The organism is Chromobacterium sphagni (genome assembly GCF_001855555.1).
Lineage (GTDB): Bacteria > Pseudomonadota > Gammaproteobacteria > Burkholderiales > Chromobacteriaceae > Chromobacterium > Chromobacterium sphagni.
In genome coordinates this window covers 45,234-67,985 of record NZ_MKCT01000061.1, presented here as the reverse complement: position 1 = coordinate 67,985, position 22,752 = coordinate 45,234, and the positions used below count along the sequence as shown (strand labels likewise).

The window sequence follows — 22,752 nt, the reverse complement described above, 5'->3', positions numbered from 1 at the left end:
CTCGCCAATATGGCGAGTCCGCTAATGTATCACAGAAAATTCAAGAATCGCAAGCACTTAGCTCGCAAACCCTTGAACTTAAGCGATTACTGCAGCTTGATTTCCACATCCACACCGGCCGGCAGGTCGAGCTTCATCAGAGCATCGACGGTCTTGTCGGTCGGATCAACGATGTCCATCAGACGCAGGTGCGTGCGGATTTCCAGCTGGTCGCGGGAAGTCTTGTTCACGTGCGGCGAACGCAGGACGTTGAAACGCTCGATTTTGGTCGGCAGCGGAACCGGGCCCTTGACTACGGCGCCGGTGCGCTTGGCGGTTTCAACGATTTCCTGAGCGGAACGGTCGATCAGGTTGTAATCGAACGCCTTCAGACGGATGCGGATTTTTTGGCTAGACATGAAAATCTCCGGTCCGATTAAGCGATGATCTTGGAAACAACGCCGGCGCCGACGGTACGGCCACCTTCGCGGATCGCGAAACGCAGACCCTCTTCCATCGCGATCGGAGCGATCAGCTTAACGGTGATTTCCACGTTATCGCCCGGCATTACCATTTCCACGCCCTCAGCCAGCGTAACCGCGCCGGTCACGTCAGTGGTGCGGAAGTAGAACTGCGGACGGTAGTTGGCGAAGAACGGAGTGTGACGACCGCCCTCTTCCTTGCTCAACACGTACACGGAACCGCTGAACTCGGTGTGCGGCTTGATGGAGCCCGGCTTCACCAGAACTTGGCCACGCTCAACGTCTTCACGCTTGGTGCCGCGCAGCAGCACGCCCACATTGTCGCCAGCCTGACCTTGGTCCAGCAACTTGCGGAACATTTCCACGCCGGTGCAGGTGGTCTTGGCGGTTTCTTTCAGGCCAACGATTTCCAGCTCTTCGCCGACTTTCACGATGCCGCGCTCTACACGACCGGTCACCACGGTGCCGCGGCCGGAGATCGAGAACACGTCTTCGATCGGCAGCAGGAACGGCTTGTCGATAGCGCGTTCCGGAGTCGGGATGTAGGAATCCAGAGCAGCGGCCAGACGGAAGATCGACGGTTCGCCCATTTCGGACTGGTCGCCTTCCAGCGCCAGACGAGCGGAGCCGGTTACGATCGGGGTGTCGTCGCCCGGGAAGTCGTAGGAAGACAGCAGATCGCGCACTTCCATTTCAACCAGTTCCAGCAGCTCGGCGTCGTCAACCAAGTCAGCCTTGTTCAGGTAGACGATGATGTACGGCACGCCAACCTGGCGGGACAGCAGGATGTGTTCGCGGGTTTGCGGCATCGGACCGTCAGCGGCCGAGCAGACCAGGATCGCGCCGTCCATCTGGGCGGCACCGGTGATCATGTTCTTAACGTAGTCGGCGTGACCCGGGCAATCTACGTGTGCGTAGTGGCGGGCTTCGGTTTCGTACTCAACGTGCGCGGTATTGATGGTAATACCACGTGCCTTTTCTTCCGGCGCGCTATCGATCTGGGAGTAGTCTTTAGCTTCGCCACCGAACTTCTTCGACAGAATGGTGGTGATAGCAGCGGTCAGAGTGGTTTTACCATGGTCAACGTGACCGATGGTGCCTACGTTTACGTGCGGCTTGGTCCGCGCAAACTTTTCTTTTGCCATTTTGCAAAAATCCTTAATTAAAGAACATTAGATCGGGACTGGTCGGTCTTGATTGAAAAAGCCGACCAGCCTCAGCGCGCATTACTTCTTGGCGGCCATTACAGCGTCAGCGACGTGCTTCGGAGCCTGGGAGTAGTGCTTGAACTCCATCGAGTAGGTAGCACGGCCTTGGGTGGCCGAACGCAGATCGGTGGAGTAGCCGAACATCTCGGCCAGCGGTACTTCGGCCTTGATGATCTTGCCGCCCAGACCGTCGTCGTCCATGCCTTGAACCATGCCACGACGGCGGTTCAAGTCACCCATGACATCACCCATGTACTCTTCCGGAGTCTCCACTTCCACGGCCATCATCGGCTCGAGAATGCACGGACCGGCGCGGCGCATGGCTTCCTTGAATGCCATGGAGCCAGCCAGTTCGAACGCGATCTGCGAGGAGTCGACGTCGTGGTAGGAACCGAAGGTCAGACGCACGGTAACGTCAACCACCGGGAAGCCGGCGAGAATACCGTTGGACAGGGTGTTTTGAATACCCTTGTCCACGGACGGTATGAATTCGCGCGGAATCACGCCACCCTTGATCTCGTCGACAAACTTGTAGCCATTGCCTTCGCCGGACGGCTCCAGGGTGATGACCGCGTGACCGTACTGACCCTTACCGCCGGACTGCTTGACGTGCTTGCCGTCAACGTCGGTAACCGTCTTGGTGATGGTTTCGCGATAAGCAACCTGCGGCGCGCCAACGTTGGCCTCAACGCCGAATTCACGACGCATGCGGTCAACCAGAATTTCCAGGTGCAGTTCGCCCATACCGGAAATGATGGTCTGGCCGGATTCTTCGTCGGTACGCACGCGGAACGACGGGTCTTCCTTAGCCAGGCGATTCAGGGCAACGCCCATTTTCTCCTGGTCGGCCTTGGTCTTCGGCTCAACGGCAACGTGAATCACCGGCTCCGGGAATTCCATGCGCTCCAGGATCAACGGAGCGTCGATCGCGCACAGGGTTTCACCGGTGGTGACTTCTTTCAGACCGATGGCAGCGGCGATGTCGCCGGCGTGCACTTCTTCGATCTCTTTACGGTCGTTGGCGTGCATCTGCACGATACGGCCGATACGTTCCTTCTTGCCCTTGACCGAGTTCAGCACGGTGTCGCCGGACTTCACCACGCCGGAGTAGACGCGGAAGAAGGTCAGCTGGCCCACGTACGGGTCGTTCATCAGCTTGAACGCCAGCGCGGAGAACGATGCGCTGTCGGAAGCTTCGCGAGTGGTCGGCGTGCCATCTTCGTTCTCGCCCGGAACCGGGGGAACGTCGAGCGGGCTCGGCAGCAGTTCGATCACGGCGTCCAGCATGCGCTGAACACCCTTGTTCTTGAACGCGGAACCGCACAGCATCGGCTGGATTTCGCACTTCAGGGTACGTTCGCGCAGACCGGCAACGATTTCTTCCTCGGTCAGCGTCTCGCCGCCCAAGTACTTGTCCATCATTTCTTCGCTGACTTCGGCGGCGGCTTCAACCATCTTCTCGCGCCATTCTTCGGCAACGGAAACCAGGTCGGCCGGGATTTCGCCGTATTCGAACTTCATGCCCTGAGACGCCTCATCCCAGATGATGGCCTTCATCTTCAGCAGGTCAACCACGCCGGTGAAGGTATCTTCAGCGCCGATAGGCACAACGATGGGCACCGGGTTGCCACGCAGGCGAGTCTTCACCTGCTCAACCGCGCGGAAGAAGTTGGCGCCTTGACGGTCCATCTTGTTCACGAACGCGATGCGCGGAACCTTGTACTTGTTGGCCTGGCGCCATACGGTTTCCGACTGGGGCTGAACACCACCCACAGCGCAGTAAACCATTACCGCACCGTCCAGCACACGCATGGAACGCTCTACCTCGATGGTAAAGTCCACGTGTCCCGGGGTATCGATGATATTGAAATGGTGGGCCGGATACTGCATGGCCATGCCTTTCCAATAGGTGGTGGTAGCAGCGGAAGTGATGGTGATGCCACGTTCCTGCTCCTGCTCCATCCAGTCCATGGTGGCGGCGCCATCATGCACTTCACCGATCTTGTGGTTCACACCGGTGTAAAACAGAATACGCTCGGTAGTAGTAGTCTTACCGGCGTCAATGTGAGCGGAGATACCAATGTTACGGTAGCGCTCTAGGGGGGTTTTCCGTGCCACGATCTACACCTTGAATGAGTGGGTGAGCTTAGAAGCGGAAGTGCGAGAAGGCCTTGTTGGCTTCTGCCATGCGGTGCACTTCGTCACGCTTCTTCATCGCGCCGCCACGGCCTTCGGCCGCGTCGAGCAGTTCACCAGCCAGGCGCAGGTCCATGGACTTTTCACCGCGCTTGCGCGCGGCGTCGCGCAGCCAACGCATGGCCAGGGCCATACGACGCGACGGACGTACTTCAACAGGAACTTGATAGTTTGCACCACCTACGCGGCGGCTTTTCACTTCTACTACCGGCTTAGCGTTGGTCAGTGCTGCGTTGAACACTTCCAGGGCGTTTTTGCCGGATTTCTTTTCGATCTGTTCCAGAGCGCCGTAGATGATGCGTTCAGCAACAGACTTCTTGCCGTCGATCATTACGACGTTCATGAATTTGGAGAGATCCTGCGAACCGAACTTCGGATCCGGCAGAATTTCACGCTTGGGGACTTCTCTGCGTCTTGGCATGTTACTTCCTTAAATTATTCAGTTGAGCTTTGGCTCATGACTACCCAATGGAGCAGTCACTTACTAGACGACCATTACGAAACGCTCAGGCCGCCATGAGACCTTCCCAATTACTTGGGACGCTTGGCGCCGTACTTGGAACGGGCTTGCTTACGGTCTTTAACACCGGCGGTATCCAGGGAACCGCGCACGGTGTGGTAACGCACACCCGGCAAGTCTTTTACACGACCGCCACGGATCAGCACTACGGAGTGTTCCTGCAGGTTGTGGCCTTCACCACCGATGTAGGAGATCACTTCGAAACCGTTGGTCAGACGTACCTTGCACACTTTACGCAGAGCCGAGTTCGGCTTCTTCGGAGTGGTGGTGTAGACACGGGTGCACACGCCACGCTTCTGCGGGCAGGCTTCCAGCGCAGGCACCTTGCTCTTCGCCGTGATGGCGACGCGGCCCTTGCGAACGAGTTGGTTAATGGTTGGCATTACTATCAGTTCCTAGTTGATTCTTCCTGAAGACAACATGCCTCCAGAAAGGACGGAGGATTATATTTTAGTCAATGGCCCAGAGTCAATGAAAACAACGCTGCCCTATCACGTTAACCGTTGATAGGGCAGCGTTTTTTCAACACTTAAGGTCTAGGACCGGTGTCAGTCGTCGTTTTCCAATGCGGTGTTCAGCATGCCTGCTTCGAACAGCTGCGATTCGGCAGCGTCCAGACCCAGGTGTTGGCGACGGCGGGTGCGATGGTAGGCGAGACCGGTGCCGGCCGGGATCAGACGGCCGACGATCACGTTTTCCTTCAGACCGCGCAGATCGTCTTTCTTGCCCATGATCGCCGCTTCGGTCAGCACGCGGGTGGTTTCCTGGAAGGAAGCCGCCGAGATGAACGAGTCGGTGGACAAGGACGCCTTGGTGATGCCCAGCAGCACGTTTTCGTACTGCGCCGGCTCCTTGCCTTCCGCCATCATCTTGTCGTTCATTTCCAGCACTTCGGCACGTTCCACCTGCTCGCCCTGGATGAACTCGGTGTCGCCGCTGTCGGAGATCACGACGCGACGCAGCATCTGGCGAATGATCACCTCGATGTGCTTGTCGTTAATCTTCACGCCCTGCAGACGATACACTTCCTGAACTTCCTGGACGATGTAGCGGGCCAGCGCCTCGATGCCCTGCAGACGCAGGATGTCGTGCGGATCGACCGGACCGTCGACGATGGATTCGCCGCGGTTCACCACCTGGCCGTCATGGACCAGCACGTGCTTGTCCTTCGGGATCAGGTTTTCGTAGCCGCTGCCTTCCAGATCGGTGATGATCAGGCGCTGCTTGCCCTTGGTGTCCTTGCCGAACGAAACGGTACCAGTCACCTCGGCCAGCATGCCGGCATCCTTCGGCGAACGGGCTTCGAACAGCTCGGCCACGCGCGGCAGACCACCGGTAATATCGCGGGTCTTGGACGATTCTTGCGGGATGCGGGCCAGCACTTCGCCCTTGCCCACGTCCTGACCGTCGCGCACCGTGATGATGGCGCCAACCTGGAATGTGATCGATACCGACGCGTCGGAACCGGCCAGCTTCACTTCGTTGCCGTTGTCGTCGAGCAGCTTCACCAACGGACGCAGCATCTTCGACTGCGAACCGGCGCGGCGTTTCGGGTCGATCACCACCAGCGTCGACAGGCCGGTCACTTCGTCGGTCTGCTTGGCTACGGTGTTGCCCTCTTCCACGTTCTCGAACTTCACGCGGCCCGCGTACTCGGTGATGATCGGACGGGTGTGCGGATCCCAGGTGGCCAGCACCGTGCCCGCCTTGATCAGCAGACCGTCGGTGACCATCAGGGTCGCGCCGTACGGCACCTTGTGACGCTCGCGCTCGCGGCCCATGTCGTCATGGATCACCACTTCGCCGGAGCGGGTGATCACGATCAGCTCGCCCTTGGTGTTGGCGACATAACGCATCTGGCTGGAGAAGCGCACGGTACCGTTCGACTTGCCTTCCACCTGGCTGGCGGCTGCGTTTCGAGACGCGGCGCCACCGATGTGGAAGGTACGCATGGTCAGCTGGGTGCCCGGCTCGCCGATCGACTGGGCGGCGATCACGCCGACAGCCTCGCCGGCGTTGACGCGCTTGCCGCGCGCCAGATCGCGACCATAGCACTTGGCGCACAGACCGTAGCGGGTGTCGCAAGTGATGGCGGTACGCACCTTCACTTCGTCGATGCCCAGGCTGTCGATCGAGTCGACCATCTGCTCGTCCAGCAGCGTAGCGGCTTCGATCACGGTTTCGCCGGTGGACGGATCCACCACGTCTACCGCGGTCACGCGGCCCAGAATGCGGTCGCGCAGCGCTTCGATCACGTCACCGCCCTGCAGCACCGCCTTCATGGTGAAGCCGTTGGTGGTGCCGCAATCGTCCTCGATCACCACCAGATCCTGGGTCACGTCGACCAGACGACGCGTCAGGTAACCGGAGTTCGCGGTCTTCAACGCCGTATCCGCCAGACCCTTACGGGCGCCGTGGGTGGAGATGAAGTACTGCAGTACCGTCAGGCCTTCGCGGAAGTTGGCGGTAATCGGCGTTTCGATAATCGAACCGTCCGGTTTCGCCATCAGGCCCCGCATGCCGGCCAGCTGCTTGATCTGCGCCGCGGAACCCCGCGCGCCGGAGTCGGCCATCATGTAAATCGAGTTGAAGGATTCCTGGTCGACTTCCTTGCCGTCGCGATCCAGCACGCGCTGCTTGGACAATTCGTCCATCATCGCCTTGGCGATCTTGTCGCCCGTGCGGCCCCAGATATCCACAACCTTGTTGTAACGCTCGCCCTGAGTCACCAGACCCTGGCGATACTGCTCTTCGATCTCTTTGACTTCCTTGTTGGCTTCGCCAAGCAGTTCGGTCTTTTTCTTCGGGATCTGCATGTCGTCCACGCAGATGGAAATACCGCCGCGGGTCGAGTAGGCGAAACCGGTGTACATCAGCTGGTCGGCGAAGATGACCGTGTCGCGGATGCCGCAACGACGGAACGAAACGTTGATCAGTTTCGAGATTTCCTTCTTCTTCAGCGCCTTGTTGATGTGCTCGAACGGCAGGCCCTTCGGCAGGATGTCGGACAGGATCGCGCGGCCGACGGTGGTGTCGTAGCGCTTGATCACCGGCTGGAACTCGCCCTGCTCGTCCTTTTCCCATTCCTTCAGGCGGACGGTGATGCGGGTGGCCAGTTCAACCTGGCGGGTTTCGTAAGCGCGATGCACTTCCTTGGTGTCCGCAAACACCATGCCCTCGCCCTTGCCGTTCACCTTGTCGCGGGTCATGTAATACAGACCCAGCACGATATCCTGCGACGGCACGATGATAGGCTCGCCGTTGGCCGGGGACAGCACGTTGTTGGTGGCCAGCATCAGGGTGCGGGCTTCCATCTGCGCCTCCAGGCTCAGCGGAACGTGTACGGCCATCTGGTCGCCGTCGAAGTCGGCGTTGAACGCCGCGCAGACCAGCGGATGCAGCTGAATGGCCTTGCCTTCGATCAGTACCGGTTCGAACGCCTGGATGCCCAGACGGTGCAGGGTCGGCGCGCGGTTCAGCAGCACCGGATGCTCGCGGATCACGTCTTCCAGGATGTCCCAGACTTCCGGCACTTCCTGTTCGACCAGCTTCTTGGCCGCCTTGATGGTGGAGGCCAGGCCCATCACTTCCAGCTTGTGGAAGATGAAAGGCTTGAACAGCTCCAGCGCCATTTTCTTCGGCAGGCCGCACTGATGCAGACGCAGGGTCGGGCCGACGGTAATCACCGAACGACCGGAGTAGTCGACGCGCTTACCCAGCAAGTTCTGACGGAAACGGCCGCCCTTGCCCTTGATCATGTCGGCCAGCGACTTCAGCGGACGCTTGTTGGCGCCAGTCATCGCCTTGCCGCGACGGCCGTTGTCCAGCAGCGAGTCAACCGATTCCTGCAGCATGCGCTTCTCGTTGCGCACGATGATGTCCGGCGCGCGCAGTTCCAGCAGGCGCTTCAGACGGTTGTTACGGTTGATAACGCGACGGTACAGGTCGTTCAGGTCGGAGGTCGCGAAGCGGCCGCCGTCCAGCGGCACCAGCGGGCGCAGCTCCGGCGGCAGCACCGGCAGCACGTCCAGGATCATCCATTCCGGCTTCATGCCGGAGCGCTGGAAGGCCTCCAGCACTTTCAGGCGCTTGGAGATCTTCTTGATCTTGGTGTCGGAGCTGGTGGCCTTCAGTTCGGCGCGCAGCGTTTCGATCTCGCTGTCCAGATCCAGCTTCTTCAGCAGTTCCTTCACCGCTTCGGCGCCCATCATGGCGACGAACTCTTCACCGTACTGATCTTCCTTGTCCAGGAAGTCCTCTTCGGTCAGCAGCTGGCGGTACTGCATCGGGGTCATGCCCGGATCGGTCACGACGAACGCTTCGAAGTACAGCACGCGTTCGATGTCGCGCAGCGTCATGTCCAGCACCATGCCCAGACGCGACGGGAGCGACTTCAGGAACCAGATGTGCGCGGTCGGGCTGGCCAGTTCGATGTGGCCCATGCGCTCGCGGCGCACCTTGGACAGCGTCACTTCGACGCCGCACTTCTCGCAGATCACGCCGCGGTGCTTGAGGCGCTTGTACTTGCCGCACAGGCACTCGTAGTCCTTCACCGGTCCGAAGATGCGCGCGCAGAACAGGCCGTCGCGCTCCGGTTTGAAGGTGCGGTAGTTGATGGTTTCAGGTTTCTTTACTTCACCATAAGACCAGGAACGGATCTTGTCAGGCGAGGCGATGCCGATCTTAATCGCATCAAACTCTTCTTCTTGCGTAACTTGCTTAAAGAGGTCGAGCAGAGCTTTCATTGCGTCTCCAGTCAGGGGACAGGCGCGGCCTCAAACTGCCGCGCCCATGCACCCAATCAATAACGTTCCAGGTCGATATCCAGGCCGAGCGAACGGATTTCCTTCACCAGCACGTTGAAGGATTCCGGCATGCCGGCATCGATCTTGTGCTCGCCCTTGACGATGTTTTCGTAGACCTTGGTACGGCCGGTCACATCGTCCGACTTCACGGTCAGCATTTCCTGCAGCGTGTAGGCGGCGCCATAGGCTTCCAGCGCCCACACCTCCATCTCACCGAAACGCTGGCCGCCGAACTGCGCCTTACCGCCCAGCGGCTGCTGGGTCACCAGCGAGTACGGGCCGGTGGAACGGGCGTGCATCTTGTCGTCGACCAGGTGATGCAGCTTCAGGTAGTGCATCACGCCCACGGTCACCTTGCGGTCGAAGGCTTCGCCGGAGCGGCCGTCGTGCAGGGTCATCTGGGTCTTGGACTCGTTGAAGCCCATCTTCTCGGTCAGCTCGTCGCCGCTCGGGTAGGCCAGATCCAGCATGTGCTTGATCTCGGCTTCTTTCGCGCCGTCGAATACCGGTGTAGCAAAAGTCATGCCCTTGCGCAGGTTTTGCGCCAGTTCCAGCACTTCGCCGTCGGACAGCGACGCCAGGTCCTCGCTACGGCCGGTTTCGTTGTACAGGCGCTCCAGGTAGCCACGGATCTCGGCAGCGGTCTGCTGTTCCTTGATCATGCGGTCGACGCGCTCGCCTATGCCCTTGGCGGCCCAACCCAGATGCACTTCCAGGATCTGGCCGATGTTCATACGCGACGGTACGCCCAGCGGGTTCAGCACGATGTCGACCGGACGGCCATCGCCCATGTACGGCATGTCTTCGATCGGCAGGATGCGCGAAACCACGCCCTTGTTGCCGTGACGACCGGCCATCTTGTCGCCGGCCTGCAGGCGGCGCTTCACCGCCAGGTAGACCTTGACCATCTTCTGCACGCCCGGCGGCAGCTCGTCGCCCTGGGTCAGCTTGCGCTTCTTGTCTTCGAACTTGAGGTCGAATTCTTCGCGCTTCTGCGCCAGGCTTTCCTTGATCAACTCCAGCTGCTTGGCGATGTCTTCATCGCTCATGCGGATGTCGAACCAATCGTGCTTGGTCGGCAGGCCGGCCAGGTATTCCTGATCGATCACGGTGCCCTTGACCAGGCGCTTCGGACCGCCGTTGGCGATCTTGCCTACAATCAGGCGCTCGATACGGCTGAAGGCGTCGTTGTCGAAAATCCGCAGCTGGTCGTTCAGGTCTAGGCGATAGCGCTTCAGTTCCGAATCGATGATGGACTGGGCGCGCTTGTCGCGCTCGATGCCTTCGCGGGTGAACACCTGCACATCGATGACGGTGCCGACGGTGCCGGTCGGCACGCGCAGCGAGGTGTCCTTCACGTCGGAGGCCTTTTCGCCGAAGATCGCGCGCAGCAGCTTCTCTTCCGGCGTCAGCTGGGTTTCGCCCTTAGGCGTCACCTTGCCCACCAGCACGTCGCCAGCCTCGACTTCGGCGCCGATGTAGACGATACCGGCTTCATCCAGACGGCCTGCCATGCGTTCGGACAGGTTCGGGATATCGCGGGTGATTTCTTCCGGTCCCAGCTTGGTGTCGCGGGCAACCACGGACAGTTCTTCGATATGGATCGAGGTGTAGCGGTCTTCGGCGACCAGCTTCTCCGAGATCAGGATCGAGTCCTCGTAGTTGTAGCCGTTCCACGGCATGAAAGCGATGGTCATGTTCTGGCCCAGCGCCAATTCGCCCAGGTCGGTAGACGCGCCATCAGCCACCACGTCGCCGCGCGCGATGTGGTCGCCCACTTTCACGATCGGACGCTGGTTGATGTTGGTGTTCTGGTTGGAACGGGTGAACTTGGTCAGGTTGTAGATATCCACACCCACCTCGCCCGCAGTCGCTTCCTCGTCGTTGACGCGGACCACCACGCGGCCGGCGTCGACGTAATCCACCACGCCGCCGCGTCGGGCCACCACGGTGGTGCCGGAGTCAACGGCTACGGAACGCTCGATGCCGGTGCCTACGAACGCTTTTTCCGGACGCAGGCAAGGCACTGCCTGGCGTTGCATGTTGGCGCCCATCAATGCGCGGTTGGCGTCATCGTGCTCCAGGAACGGAATCAGCGAAGCCGCCACCGACACCACCTGACCGGTGGCCACGTCCATGTACTGCACGCGGTCCGGAGTCGCCAGAATGGTTTCGCCCTTTTCGCGGCAGGTCACCAGCTCGTCGATCAGCGCGCCGTCTTCGCTCAGCTCGGCGTTGGCCTGAGCGATCACGTAGCGGCCTTCTTCGATCGCCGACAGGTAGTCGATCTCGTTGGTTACCTTGCTGTCCACCACCTTGCGGTACGGGGTTTCCAGGAAACCGAACTCGTTGGTGCGCGCGTAAACGGACAGCGAGTTGATCAGGCCGATGTTCGGGCCTTCCGGCGTTTCGATCGGGCACACGCGGCCGTAATGGGTCGGGTGCACGTCGCGCACTTCAAAGCCTGCGCGCTCGCGGGTCAGACCGCCCGGACCCAGCGCCGATACGCGGCGCTTGTGAGTGATTTCCGACAGCGGGTTGGTCTGGTCCATGAACTGCGACAGCTGCGAGGAACCGAAGAATTCCTTGATCGCGGCGGAAACCGGCTTGGCGTTGATCAGATCGTGCGGCATCAGGTTGTCGGACTCGGCCTGATTCAGGCGTTCCTTCACTGCGCGCTCGACGCGCACCAGGCCGGCGCGGAACTGGTTTTCGGCCAGTTCGCCCACCGAGCGCACCCGGCGGTTGCCCAGGTGATCGATGTCGTCCACTTCGCCGCGGCCGTTGCGCAGCTCGGTCAGGATGGCGATGACGGAAACGATGTCTTCAGTCGACAGCGTGCCTTCCATCACGTCGCGGCGGCCGGCGAACTTGTCGCCGATCAGCGACTTGAACCACTCCGGGGTCTTGTCGTCGAACTTGTACTGATAGGTGCGCGAGCTGAACTTCATGCGGCCCACGCGCGACAGATCGTAGGTTTCCTCGCTGAAGAACAGGCGCTGGAACAGCGCTTCCACCGCATCTTCGGTCGGCGGCTCGCCAGGACGCATCATGCGGTAGATCGCCACGCGCGCCTGCAGCTGGTCCTGGATGTCGTCGGAACGCAGGGTCTGCGAAATGTAGGCGCCCTGGTCCAGATCGTTGGTGAACAGCACGTCCACCTGGTCGATGTCGGCCAGCGCCAGCTTGGCCAGCACTTCCTCGGTCACTTCCTCGTTGGCGCGCGAGATCACTTCACCGGTGTTGGTGTTGACCACGTTGTGCGCCAGCATCTTGCCCAACAGCGCGTCGGCCGGCACTTCGATGCGGTCGAGCTCGGCGGTCTGGATGTCGCGGATGTGCTTCGCGGTGATCCGCTTGTCCTTGGCCACGATCAGCTTGCCGTCTGCGGCAACGATGTCGAACTTGGCCACTTCGCCCTTCAGACGGTCCGGCACCACGCGCATGAACACGCCGTTGCGGGTCAGGTAGAAGGTGTCGAAGCTGTAGAACTCGGACAGGATCTCTTCGTTGCTGTAGCCCAGCGCCTTCAGCAGAATGGTCACCGGCATCTTGCGGCGACGGTCGATACGGAAGTACAGCAGGTCCTTCGGATCGAATTCGAAGTCCAGCCAGGAGCCGCGGTAAGGAATCACGCGGGCGGAGAACAGCAGCTTGCCCGAGGAATGGGTCTTGCCGCGGTCGTGCTCGAAGAACACGCCCGGCGAACGGTGCAGCTGGGAGACGATGACACGCTCGGTGCCATTGATGATGAAAGACCCGTTGGTGGTCATGAGCGGAATCTCGCCCATGTACACCTCATTCTCGCGCACTTCCTTCACTACCGGCTTGGACGATTCCTTGTCGAAAATCGTCAGACGGATGCGGGCGCGCAGCGGGGCGGCGAAAGTGATGCCACGCAGCTGGCACTCCTGCACGTCGAACGGCGGTTCGCCCAGGATATAGTGGGCGAAGTCCAGTCGTGCGTAACCATTATGGCTGATGATCGGGAAGATCGACTTGAACGCAGCCTGAAGACCCACATCCTTGCGCTCATCCAGCGGCACACCCAGCTGGAGAAATTCGGTGTAGGAATCAATCTGGGTCGCCAACAGGAATGGGACGTCGAGAACACTGGCACGTTTCGCAAAGCTCTTACGAATACGCTTCTTCTCAGTAAACGAATAACTCATAGAGTCTCCATCGAGGTGGGTGGCGCAAGAAACTAAAAGTCAGCAGCCACGCCAAGTATATTGCTGGCTTTTACCTTCTTCGTTTCCGCCAACTACAAGCGCAATAAGGCTGGCGGATTTCTCCGCCAGCCTCACCTTCTTTTTTCAAAGAAGATTATTTGACTTCAGCCTTAGCACCAGCTTCGATCAGTTGCTTGGCAACGTCGTCGGCTTCAGCCTTGGACACGCCTTCCTTCACGTTCTTCGGAGCGCCGTCTACCAGGTCTTTGGCTTCTTTCAGGCCCAGACCGGTGATTGCGCGAACAACCTTGATCACGCCAACCTTGTTGTCGCCAGCAGCGGTCAGAACGACGTCGAACTCGGTCTTTTCTTCAACAGCAGCAGCAGCGCCGGCCGGGCCAGCAACAGCTACAGCAGCGGCGGAAACGCCGAACTTCTCTTCGAACGCCTTAACCAGGTCGTTCAGTTCCATCACGGTCAGACCAGCAACGGCCTCGAGGATGTCTTCTTTGGTGATTGCCATGTGAAAATCTCCTGAATTCTATAAGAATCAAATAAGTTAAGCGGCTTCGGCTTGCTTCTTGTCGGACAGGGCGGCCAGCGCGCGGGCGAAGCCAGCGACCGGAGCCTGCATAACGTAGAGAAGCTTGGACAGCAGTTCTTCGCGGCTCGGGATGGACGCCAGCTCAGCAACCTGAGCAGCGGACAGCACCTTGCCTTCGTAGGAACCTGCCTTCACGACGATCTTGTCGTCAGCCTTGGCAAATTGATGCAGCACCTTGGCAGCAGCAACCGGGTCAGCGGAAATCGCGTAGACCAGCGGACCAACCATCTGGTCAGCCAAGCCTTCGAACGCGGTACCGGACACGGCACGACGCACCAGCGTGTTCTTCAGAACGCGCAGGAACACGCCGTTAGCTCGCGCCTGAGCGCGGAGCTTGGTCATGCTGCTTACCTCGATGCCCCGATATTCAGCGATAACGAGGGTCTGAGCGCCTGCCAGTTCGGCAGAAACTGCTTCGACGACCGCCTTTTTATCTTCGATATTGAGACTCAAGGTCTACCTCCTAGACTGAAATGAAATGGAAAAAATTTCCATCTCGCTTTGCAGCGGCGACCTGTATCAGGAGACATCATAAAGAACTGGTGCTCATGGGCGGAATTGAACCGCCGACCTCTCCCTTACCAAGGGAGTGCTCTACCCCTGAGCTACATGAGCTTTGAACTTTTCAGAAGCCTGTTCGGGTACACCATCTGCGTAGGATGCTGGCCTCAGTAACAAGCAAGCCTGCTATTAAGCCTTGCGGCACCTACGGTCTTTGACAATCCGGCAGGCGAACCTGCCAGCCCAAAGCCTTGACGGGGCGGCGAACCGCCCCATCGCGACTCCGCAACGCTTAGGCGTTTACGGAGCCGGTATCTACGCGAGCGCCGACACCCATGGTGCTGGATACGGCGATCTTTTTCAGATACACACCCTTGGAAGCTGCCGGCTTGGCTTTCACCAGGGCATCAACCAGAGCGGACAAATTTTCGCGCAGCGCTTCAACTTCGAACGAAGCACGGCCAATGGTGGCGTGGATGATACCAGCCTTGTCGGTACGGTACTGAACCTGGCCGGCCTTGGCGTTCTTCACGGCCTCGGCGACGTTCGGGGTAACCGTGCCAACCTTCGGGTTCGGCATCAGGCCGCGCGGGCCCAGAATCTGACCCAGCTGACCGACAACGCGCATCGCATCCGGCGAAGCAATCACGACGTCAAAGTCCAGATTGCCGGCCTTGACTTGCTCGGCCAGGTCTTCGAAACCTACGACTTCAGCGCCGGCAGCCTTGGCGGCTTCGGCGTTGGTGCCTTGAGCAAACACAGCGACGCGCACGGACTTGCCGGTGCCACGCGGCAGAACCACCGAGCCACGAACCACCTGGTCGGACTTACGCGGATCCACGCCCAGGTTCACGGCGACGTCGATCGACTCGTCGAACTTGGCGGTGGCTGCGGTCTTGACCAGGGCGATCGCCTCTTCAACAGCGTACAGCTTGTTGCGATCAACGGTAGCCTTCAGGGCTTGCAAGCGCTTGGAGATCTTAGCCATTTACACGCCCTCCACTTCCAGACCCATCGAACGGGCGGAGCCGGCGATGGTGCGAACAGCGGCGTCCAGATCACCAGCCGTCAGATCCGGCTGCTTGGTCTTGGCGATTTCTTCCAGCTGAGCGCGGGTCACTTTGCCCACTTTGTCCACGTGCGCCTTGGCGGAACCGGACTTGATGCCAGCAGCCTTCTTCAGAAGGATGGTGGCCGGCGGGGTCTTCATGATGAAGGTGAACGACTTGTCTGCGTAGGCAGTGATCACAACCGGAATCGGCAGACCCGGCTCAACGCCTTGAGTCTGAGCGTTGAACGCCTTGCAGAATTCCATGATGTTCAGACCACGCTGACCCAGTGCCGGACCGATCGGAGGAGACGGGTTAGCCTTGCCAGCGGGCACTTGCAGCTTGATATAGCCGACAATTTTCTTTGCCACGATTAAAACTCCTAAAACGGGTGTAACGCGAACGGCAGCGTTCGCTTCCCAGGACGAAAGCGCAGAATTTTACACGCCTTCGCCAAACTTGCCAAGCAGAATTTTACAGCTTCTCTACCTGGCCGAATTCCAGCTCAACCGGGGTGTCGCGGCCGAAGATCTGCACCGACACGCGCAGTTTGTTGCGCTCGTAATTGACTTCGTCCACCGAGCCGTTGAAGTCGTTGAACGGACCATCGATCACGCGCACGCGCTCGCCCACCTCAAACAACACCTTCGGCTTCGGCTTTTCCACGCCCTCTTGCATCTGCTGCATGATGGCCTCGACTTCCTTCTTGGAAATCGGCGCCGGGCGGTTGGCGGTGCCGCCGACAAAACCGGTCACCTTGGGCGTACTCTTCACCAAGTGCCAGGTATCGTCGGTCATTTCCATTTCCACCAGCACGTAGCCGGGGAAGAACTTGCGCTCGGTGATGGATTTGCGGCCGTTCTTGATATCGACCACTTCCTCTACCGGCACCAGGATCTGACCGAATTGATCTGCGATGTCGGAACGTTCGATACGTTCACGCAGCGCCTTCTGCACGCTTTTCTCAAAACCGGAGTACGCGTGTACCACATACCAGCGCTTTGCCATTATCTACCTCGACCGAGAATCACATCGTAAAACAGCCATGACAGGCTGGAGTCCACCAGCCACATGAAGAGCGCCAGCACGGTGACGAATACAAACACCATCAGCGTCACCTGGGTCGCCTCCTTGCGTGTCGGCCATACCACCTTGCGAGCCTCGACGATGGACTCATTGGCATAGATCACCAGACCCTTGCCAGTCGCAGACGTCCACACCACGCCGGCAGCCAGCACAATGGAGACGATGAATGCCAGCGCGCGCAGCAGGCCCTGACTTTCCGGTATCAGGTAAAAGCCGACGATGCCGGCCACCACCACAAGACCAGCCAGAACCAACTTGATCTTATCTTGCATTTCCATGTCGAATCTTCTCTCGCATATGCGACAAAAGACCAACCGGCGCAAAGCGCCGGCTGGTCTTAATTGGCAGGCCAGGAGGGTCTCGAACCCCCAACCCTCGGTTTTGGAGACCGATACTCTACCAATTGAGCTACTGGCCTTTAAACTTTAATTAAGCAATGATCTTGGAAACAACGCCGGCACCGACGGTACGGCCACCTTCGCGGATCGCGAAACGCAGACCCTCTTCCATCGCGATCGGAGCGATCAGCTTAACGGTGATTTCCACGTTATCGCCCGGCATTACCATTTCCACGCCCTCAGCCAGCGTAACCGCGCCGGTCACGTCAGTGGTGCGGAAGTAGAACTGCGGACGGTAGTTGGCGAAGAACGGAGTGTGACGACCGCCCTCTTCCTTGCTCAACACGTACACGGAACCGCTGAACTCGGTGTGCGGCTTGATGGAGCCCGGCTTCACCAGAACTTGGCCACGCTCAACGTCTTCACGCTTGGTGCCGCGCAGCAGCACGCCCACATTGTCGCCAGCCTGACCTTGGTCCAGCAACTTGCGGAACATTTCCACGCCGGTGCAGGTGGTCTTGGCGGTTTCTTTCAGGCCAACGATTTCCAGCTCTTCGCCGACTTTCACGATGCCGCGCTCTACACGACCGGTCACCACGGTGCCGCGGCCGGAGATCGAGAACACGTCTTCGATCGGCAGCAGGAACGGCTTGTCGATAGCGCGTTCCGGAGTCGGGATGTAGGAATCCAGAGCAGCGGCCAGACGGAAGATCGACGGTTCGCCCATTTCGGACTGGTCGCCTTCCAGCGCCAGACGAGCGGAGCCGGTTACGATCGGGGTGTCGTCGCCCGGGAAGTCGTAGGAAGACAGCAGATCGCGCACTTCCATTTCAACCAGTTCCAGCAGCTCGGCGTCGTCAACCAAGTCAGCCTTGTTCAGGTAGACGATGATGTACGGCACGCCAACCTGGCGGGACAGCAGGATGTGTTCGCGGGTTTGCGGCATCGGACCATCAGCGGCCGAGCAGACCAGGATCGCGCCGTCCATCTGGGCGGCACCGGTGATCATGTTCTTAACGTAGTCGGCGTGACCCGGGCAATCTACGTGTGCGTAGTGGCGGGCTTCGGTTTCGTACTCAACGTGCGCGGTATTGATGGTAATACCACGTGCCTTTTCTTCCGGCGCGCTATCGATCTGGGAGTAGTCTTTAGCTTCGCCACCGAACTTCTTCGACAGAATGGTGGTGATAGCAGCGGTCAGAGTGGTTTTACCATGGTCAACGTGACCGATGGTGCCGACGTTTACGTGCGGCTTAGTCCGCGCAAACTTTTCCTTAGCCATGGCAAAATTCCCAAATACGAAACATAGTAGTAAACGGTGGTGCCCATGGGCAGAATTGAACTGCCGACCTCTCCCTTACCAAGGGAGTGCTCTACCCCTGAGCTACATGGGCCCTTAAAACAGGCTTCTAAACGCTTGGAGCGGGTGAAGGGAATCGAACCCTCGTCGTAAGCTTGGAAGGCTTCTGCTCTACCATTGAGCTACACCCGCCTGGTCACTACACCACAACACTTCCACTGCCAAACGTCCAACTAAATTCTGGTGGGGGGAGAAGGATTCGAACCTTCGAAGGCTAAGCCGCCGGATTTACAGTCCGGACCCGTTGACCGCTGGGGTAACCCCCCCGTGAGAGACCCGAATATTATAGATGCCCCCCGATTCCGTCAACACCTTTCGCAAAAAAATCTGCATTGTTTTGCGCAAAAATAAGAAACGCCCCGCGGCGCGCAAGGCGTTTCTTTTCTTTTCAGTCACTTGCCGCTTCAGGGCTTGGCGGAAATCTTCAGGTACTTGGCGTGCAGTTGCTCTTCCGTCTCCTGATTGGACGGGTCCAGCGGGATGCAATCCACGGGACAGACCTGCTGGCATTGCGGCTCGTCGTAGTGGCCGACGCACTGGGTGCACAGTTCGGGATCGATCTGATAGATCTCCTCGCCCTGCGAGATCGCGTTATTCGGGCATTCCGGCTCGCAGACGTCGCAATTGATGCATTCGTCGGTAATCATCAAAGACATAGTAAATTCCTCAGGTATTCCATTACATGAATTCTGTCACCCGTGGCGGCGGGTCGCAAGTTCGCACTGGTTATAACCTTATGCGGCGACTCCGGCCACGCGGCGCAATCAAACGGGGTCCGCCGCCACACGCCGCAGCAGGCCATACTGTACGGTGCCGGCCTTGTCTCGCCTGACAAGCTCCAAGCCCTCGGGCAGCGTTTCCGGCCATAGCCTGGCCTCCAGATAAACCATTCCCTCCTCCGTCAACAGCGGCGGCAGCAAAGGCAGGGCCTGCTCCAGCAGGTCGGAATCGTAGGGCGGGTCCAGGAAAATCACGTCGAACCGCTCGCGACTGCTCTTCAGATACAGCAGCGCATCGCCGCTCTGCACTTCCAGCGCGGCCGCCTGCAACAGCTGGCGGTTGTCCTGCAGCGACTGATAAGCCTTGCGCGACTTCTCCACCATCACCACGCGGCGGGCCGAACGCGATGCCGCTTCAAAACCCAGCGCGCCGCTGCCGGCGAACAGGTCCAGGCAGCTTTTGCCATACAAATCCTGGCCCAACCAGTTGAACAGGGTTTCGCGGACGCGGTCCGGCGTGGGACGCAACCCCTCCGCGTCGGGGAAGGGCAACAGGCGGCGGCGATAATCGCCGCCTATGATTCTGACCTTGTTACGTGACTGACTCATGGCTCTTGACTCTTGAAACAAGCGCCAGAGTTTAACCTGATCAGGACTTTACCGCCTCAATCATGCTCGGGATCGACCGATTGTGTCGCGCGCCCGCCCACAAACTGCGCAATATTCCTTATATTAGTGCCAGTCTCTCCGGCATGGCGCAAACGCCCGTCGCGAGCCGATTCGGTGCGCGAGGGCATTTGAGGATACAATTTAGCCGTTTACCGAAATCTCTGGCCTGATTACGCATGTTCAGCTTCTTCAAGAAAAAGCCCAAGCCGGTGGAAACGCCGCAAACCGCAAACCCGCCAGCGGAAGCCGCTGAGCCGCTCGCCGCGCCAGCCGCCCTCGTCAGCGCCCCCGAACCGGCGCTCGAAACCACGGCGGCTGCCGTGGAAATCGAGGCGCCAGCCCAGCCCTCCGGCCCTCAGCCCGAAGCCGAGTCCCAAGCCGCCCCGGCGCAGGAGGCCCCGCCAACGCCTAAAAAGATCGGCTGGACCGAACGGCTGAAAGCCGGCCTCGCCAAAACCCGCGACCGGCTGGGCAAGCAACTGGCCGGCCTGTTCGGCGGCGGCAAGATAGACGAAGACCTGTACGAAGAGCTTGAAACGGTGCTGCTGACCGCCGACATGGGCATGGACGCTACCGTGCACCTGCTGAAGGACGTGCGCGAGCGGGTGTCGCTCAAAGGCCTGAAGGATTCGTCCGAACTGAAGGGCGCGCTGAAGGATTCGCTGCAGGACCTGATCGGGCCGCTGGAAGTGCCGCTGAACGTGGAAGGCAAGAAACCGTTCGTGATCATGATGACCGGCGTCAACGGCGCCGGCAAGACCACGTCCATAGGCAAGCTGGCCAAGTACTACCAGAGCCAGGGCAAGAGCGTGCTATTGGCCGCCGGCGACACCTTCCGCGCCGCCGCGCGCGAACAGCTGATCGCCTGGGGCGAACGCAACAACGTCACCGTGATCGCCCAGCAGGGCGGCGATTCCGCCGCGGTATGCTATGACGCCATCCAGGCCGCCATCGCCCGCGGCATCGACATCGTGCTGGCCGACACCGCCGGCCGCCTGCCCACCCAGCTGCATCTGATGGAGGAAATCAAAAAGGTGAAGCGGGTGATCCAGAAGGCGCTGCCGGAGGCGCCGCACGAAGTGGTGCTGGTGCTGGACGCCAATATCGGCCAGAACACCGTCAACCAGGTGAAAGCGTTCGACGACGCGCTGGGCCTGACCGGCCTGATCCTGACCAAGCTGGACGGCACCGCCAAGGGCGGCGTGATCGCCGCCATCGCCAAGCAGCGCCCGGTGCCGCTGCGCTTCATCGGCGTCGGCGAGAGCATAGACGACCTGCGGCCGTTCGACAGCCGCGACTACATCGACGCGCTGTTCGAATAAGCAACGCCCGCGGCCGCGCTCGGCGGCCGCCTTTCTCAGCCAAGTCAAGCGGGAAACCACTACATGATCCAGTTCGACCAGGTCACCAAGCGCTACCCCGGCGGCAACGAAGCCCTGAAGAACCTGTCCTTCACCATAGAAACCGGCGAGATGGTGTTCCTCGCCGGACACTCCGGCGCCGGCAAGTCGACGCTGCTGAAGCTGATCGCCGGCATCGAGCGCGCCACCAGCGGCGGCGTGCTGGTCAACGGCCAGAACCTGTCCAAGCTGCGCGCCAGCCAGATTCCCTATGTCCGCCAGCATCTGGGCATGGTGTTCCAGGACCACAAGATCCTGTTCGACCGCAGCGTGTTCGACAATGTGATGCTGCCGCTCGACATCATAGGCTTCGACCGCCGCGACGCCGCCAAGCGGGTGCGCGCCGCGCTGGACAAGGTGGGCCTGCTGTCCAAGGAAAAGAGCATGCCGATCCGCCTGTCCGGCGGCGAGCAGCAGCGGCTGTGCATCGCCCGCGCCGTGGTGCACCGCCCCAGCATCCTGCTGGCCGACGAGCCGTCGGCCAACCTGGACCGCGCCTACGCGCTGGACATCATGGAATTGTTCAAATCCTTCCACCAGGTGGGCGTCACCGTGCTGATCTCCGCCCACGACGAAACCCTGATGGAAGACTACGGTCGCCGCATCATCCGCCTGAGGGAAGGACAGTTCGCCGCATGAAACACTTTCTCTATCTGAACTGGCAAAGCGCCAGGCAGGCGCTGGTCAAAATCCTGCGCCAACCGTTCGGCAGCCTGCTTACCCTGCTGATGCTGGCGCTGGCGCTGACGCTGCCTCTCTGCCTCTACCTGTCGGTCAGCAGCGTGCAGGACTGGGTGGGCCGCCTCACCGCCACGCCGCAGATCACGCTGTTCATGGAGCTGTCGGCCGAGGAGGCCGACATCGCCGCGGTCAACAGCACGCTGGCCCACCACCCCAAGGTCAAGAGCTTCACCTTCATCAGCAAGGGCAAGGCGCTGCAGGACCTGGAGCGGCGCAACGGCCTGGCGGGCCTGTCCGACGGCCTGGACGGCAATCCGCTGCCGGACGCCTTCGTGGTGACGCCCGCCTCGCTGGAGCCTCGCGAGCTGGAAATGCTGCAGAAGGAGCTTTCCGGCCTGCCGATGGTGGAGATGGCGCAATTCGACGCCCACTGGGCCAAGCGCCTGTTCGGCATGGTGGAGATGGGCAAGAAGCTGACCTGGTTCCTGGCCGCCGCGCTGGGCCTGGCGCTGGTGCTGGTGACCCATAACGCGATCCGCATGCAGATTCTGGCGCGCCAGGACGAGATCGAGGTGTCCAAGCTGATCGGCGCCACCGACAGCTTCATCCGCCGCCCCTTCATGTACCATGCGCTGTGGCAGGGCGTGTTTGCCGCGCTGCTGGCCTGGAGCTTGAGCAGCTGGCTGGCGGCGGTGGCCAACCCCGCCATCCGCGAGTTCGCCATGCTCTACGGCGAGCGGGTGGAGCTACGCGGGCTGAATCCAGCCGAGCTGGCCGCGCTGATAGGCGTAGCGGCGCTGCTGGCGATGCTGGGCGCGCGCCTCGCCGCCGATCATCACCTGCGCAAGGTCGAGCCGAAGTAAACATGCCAAATGAAAGGTTTCGGCTATCGCATCGATTGTTAAAATCATTGACGCGGGAACCTTTCGTTGCTAGCACTCTCCATACACGAGTGCTAACATAGCACTACCCAAGGAGGTAGC

The 22,752-nt window shown here is 60.1% G+C and carries 19 protein-coding genes and 5 tRNA genes; 3 read left to right on the top strand and 21 right to left on the bottom strand.

The window, feature by feature from the left end; translation table 11 throughout:
• Positions 1 to 86 precede the first annotated feature (86 nt).
• From rpsJ to rsmD, 21 genes are all read right to left on the bottom strand, one after another.
• Positions 87 to 398 carry a 30S ribosomal protein S10 gene (gene rpsJ / locus BI344_RS18405; RefSeq protein ID WP_011137734.1) on the bottom strand — a complete coding sequence of 104 codons (312 nt, stop codon included), beginning with the start codon at positions 396 to 398 and terminating at the stop codon, positions 87 to 89.
• A gap of 17 nt (positions 399 to 415) precedes the next feature.
• On the bottom strand, positions 416 to 1,606 hold the full coding sequence (gene tuf, locus BI344_RS18400; RefSeq protein WP_071114270.1) for an elongation factor Tu: 1,191 nt from the start codon (positions 1,604 to 1,606) through the stop codon (positions 416 to 418).
• An 81-nt stretch (positions 1,607 to 1,687) separates the two neighbouring features.
• Positions 1,688 to 3,787: an elongation factor G gene (fusA, locus tag BI344_RS18395; RefSeq protein WP_071114279.1), complete on the bottom strand. Its 2,100-nt coding sequence runs from the start codon at positions 3,785 to 3,787 to the stop codon at positions 1,688 to 1,690.
• Positions 3,788 to 3,815: 28 nt separating this feature from the next.
• A complete protein-coding gene (gene rpsG, locus BI344_RS18390; protein WP_071114278.1) occupies positions 3,816 to 4,286 on the bottom strand; it encodes a 30S ribosomal protein S7 in 471 nt (156 codons plus the stop codon).
• Positions 4,287 to 4,396: 110 nt separating this feature from the next.
• A complete protein-coding gene (rpsL, locus tag BI344_RS18385; RefSeq protein ID WP_011137738.1) occupies positions 4,397 to 4,768 on the bottom strand; it encodes a 30S ribosomal protein S12 in 372 nt (123 codons plus the stop codon).
• Between the two features lie 165 nt (positions 4,769 to 4,933).
• Entirely contained in the window at positions 4,934 to 9,130 is a 4,197-nt protein-coding gene (gene rpoC / locus BI344_RS18380; RefSeq protein ID WP_071114277.1) for a DNA-directed RNA polymerase subunit beta', read from the bottom strand.
• A 56-nt stretch (positions 9,131 to 9,186) separates the two neighbouring features.
• Positions 9,187 to 13,362, bottom strand: a complete 4,176-nt coding sequence (gene rpoB / locus BI344_RS18375) for a DNA-directed RNA polymerase subunit beta (RefSeq protein ID WP_071114276.1) — start codon at positions 13,360 to 13,362, stop codon at positions 9,187 to 9,189.
• Positions 13,363 to 13,516: 154 nt separating this feature from the next.
• Entirely contained in the window at positions 13,517 to 13,885 is a 369-nt protein-coding gene (gene rplL / locus BI344_RS18370) for a 50S ribosomal protein L7/L12 (RefSeq protein WP_071114275.1), read from the bottom strand.
• A 36-nt stretch (positions 13,886 to 13,921) separates the two neighbouring features.
• The gene (gene rplJ, locus BI344_RS18365; RefSeq protein ID WP_071114274.1) at positions 13,922 to 14,419 is read right to left on the bottom strand and encodes a 50S ribosomal protein L10; all 498 of its coding nucleotides are present in this window, start codon (positions 14,417 to 14,419) and stop codon (positions 13,922 to 13,924) included.
• An 87-nt stretch (positions 14,420 to 14,506) separates the two neighbouring features.
• A tRNA-Thr gene (locus BI344_RS18360) sits at positions 14,507 to 14,581 on the bottom strand.
• Between the two features lie 178 nt (positions 14,582 to 14,759).
• Positions 14,760 to 15,455 (bottom strand): 50S ribosomal protein L1, encoded by a 696-nt coding sequence (gene rplA, locus BI344_RS18355; RefSeq protein WP_071114273.1) that lies wholly within the window; start codon positions 15,453 to 15,455, stop codon positions 14,760 to 14,762.
• Positions 15,456 to 15,887: a 50S ribosomal protein L11 gene (gene rplK, locus BI344_RS18350; RefSeq protein WP_043575242.1), complete on the bottom strand. Its 432-nt coding sequence runs from the start codon at positions 15,885 to 15,887 to the stop codon at positions 15,456 to 15,458.
• Between the two features lie 103 nt (positions 15,888 to 15,990).
• Positions 15,991 to 16,524 (bottom strand): transcription termination/antitermination protein NusG, encoded by a 534-nt coding sequence (gene nusG / locus BI344_RS18345; RefSeq protein ID WP_071114272.1) that lies wholly within the window; start codon positions 16,522 to 16,524, stop codon positions 15,991 to 15,993.
• A complete protein-coding gene (gene secE, locus BI344_RS18340) occupies positions 16,524 to 16,880 on the bottom strand; it encodes a preprotein translocase subunit SecE (RefSeq protein ID WP_071114271.1) in 357 nt (118 codons plus the stop codon). The genes nusG and secE overlap by 1 nt, the downstream gene beginning before the upstream one ends.
• A 64-nt stretch (positions 16,881 to 16,944) precedes the next feature.
• Positions 16,945 to 17,020 (bottom strand) — tRNA-Trp (locus BI344_RS18335).
• An 11-nt stretch (positions 17,021 to 17,031) separates the two neighbouring features.
• Positions 17,032 to 18,222, bottom strand: a complete 1,191-nt coding sequence (tuf, locus tag BI344_RS18330; protein WP_071114270.1) for an elongation factor Tu — start codon at positions 18,220 to 18,222, stop codon at positions 17,032 to 17,034.
• 37 nt (positions 18,223 to 18,259) lie between these two features.
• A tRNA-Thr gene (locus tag BI344_RS18325) sits at positions 18,260 to 18,334 on the bottom strand.
• Positions 18,335 to 18,358: 24 nt separating this feature from the next.
• A tRNA-Gly gene (locus BI344_RS18320) sits at positions 18,359 to 18,432 on the bottom strand.
• 49 nt (positions 18,433 to 18,481) lie between these two features.
• A tRNA-Tyr gene (locus tag BI344_RS18315) sits at positions 18,482 to 18,567 on the bottom strand.
• A gap of 137 nt (positions 18,568 to 18,704) precedes the next feature.
• A complete protein-coding gene (locus BI344_RS18310; RefSeq protein WP_071114269.1) occupies positions 18,705 to 18,956 on the bottom strand; it encodes a YfhL family 4Fe-4S dicluster ferredoxin in 252 nt (83 codons plus the stop codon).
• A 108-nt stretch (positions 18,957 to 19,064) separates the two neighbouring features.
• The gene (gene rsmD / locus BI344_RS18305) at positions 19,065 to 19,628 is read right to left on the bottom strand and encodes a 16S rRNA (guanine(966)-N(2))-methyltransferase RsmD (protein WP_071114268.1); all 564 of its coding nucleotides are present in this window, start codon (positions 19,626 to 19,628) and stop codon (positions 19,065 to 19,067) included.
• Positions 19,629 to 19,864: 236 nt separating this feature from the next.
• Here rsmD and ftsY point away from each other — a divergent pair, with 236 nt between their 5' ends.
• From ftsY to ftsX, 3 genes are all read left to right on the top strand, one after another.
• Positions 19,865 to 21,010: a signal recognition particle-docking protein FtsY gene (gene ftsY / locus BI344_RS18300; RefSeq protein WP_071114267.1), complete on the top strand. Its 1,146-nt coding sequence runs from the start codon at positions 19,865 to 19,867 to the stop codon at positions 21,008 to 21,010.
• Positions 21,011 to 21,073: 63 nt separating this feature from the next.
• Positions 21,074 to 21,727 (top strand): cell division ATP-binding protein FtsE, encoded by a 654-nt coding sequence (gene ftsE / locus BI344_RS18295; protein ID WP_071114266.1) that lies wholly within the window; start codon positions 21,074 to 21,076, stop codon positions 21,725 to 21,727.
• Positions 21,724 to 22,632, top strand: coding sequence for a permease-like cell division protein FtsX (gene ftsX, locus BI344_RS18290; protein ID WP_071114265.1), 909 nt, complete (start codon positions 21,724 to 21,726; stop codon positions 22,630 to 22,632). Before ftsE ends, ftsX begins: the two co-directional genes overlap by 4 nt.
• The last annotated feature ends 120 nt before the right edge of the window (positions 22,633 to 22,752 follow it).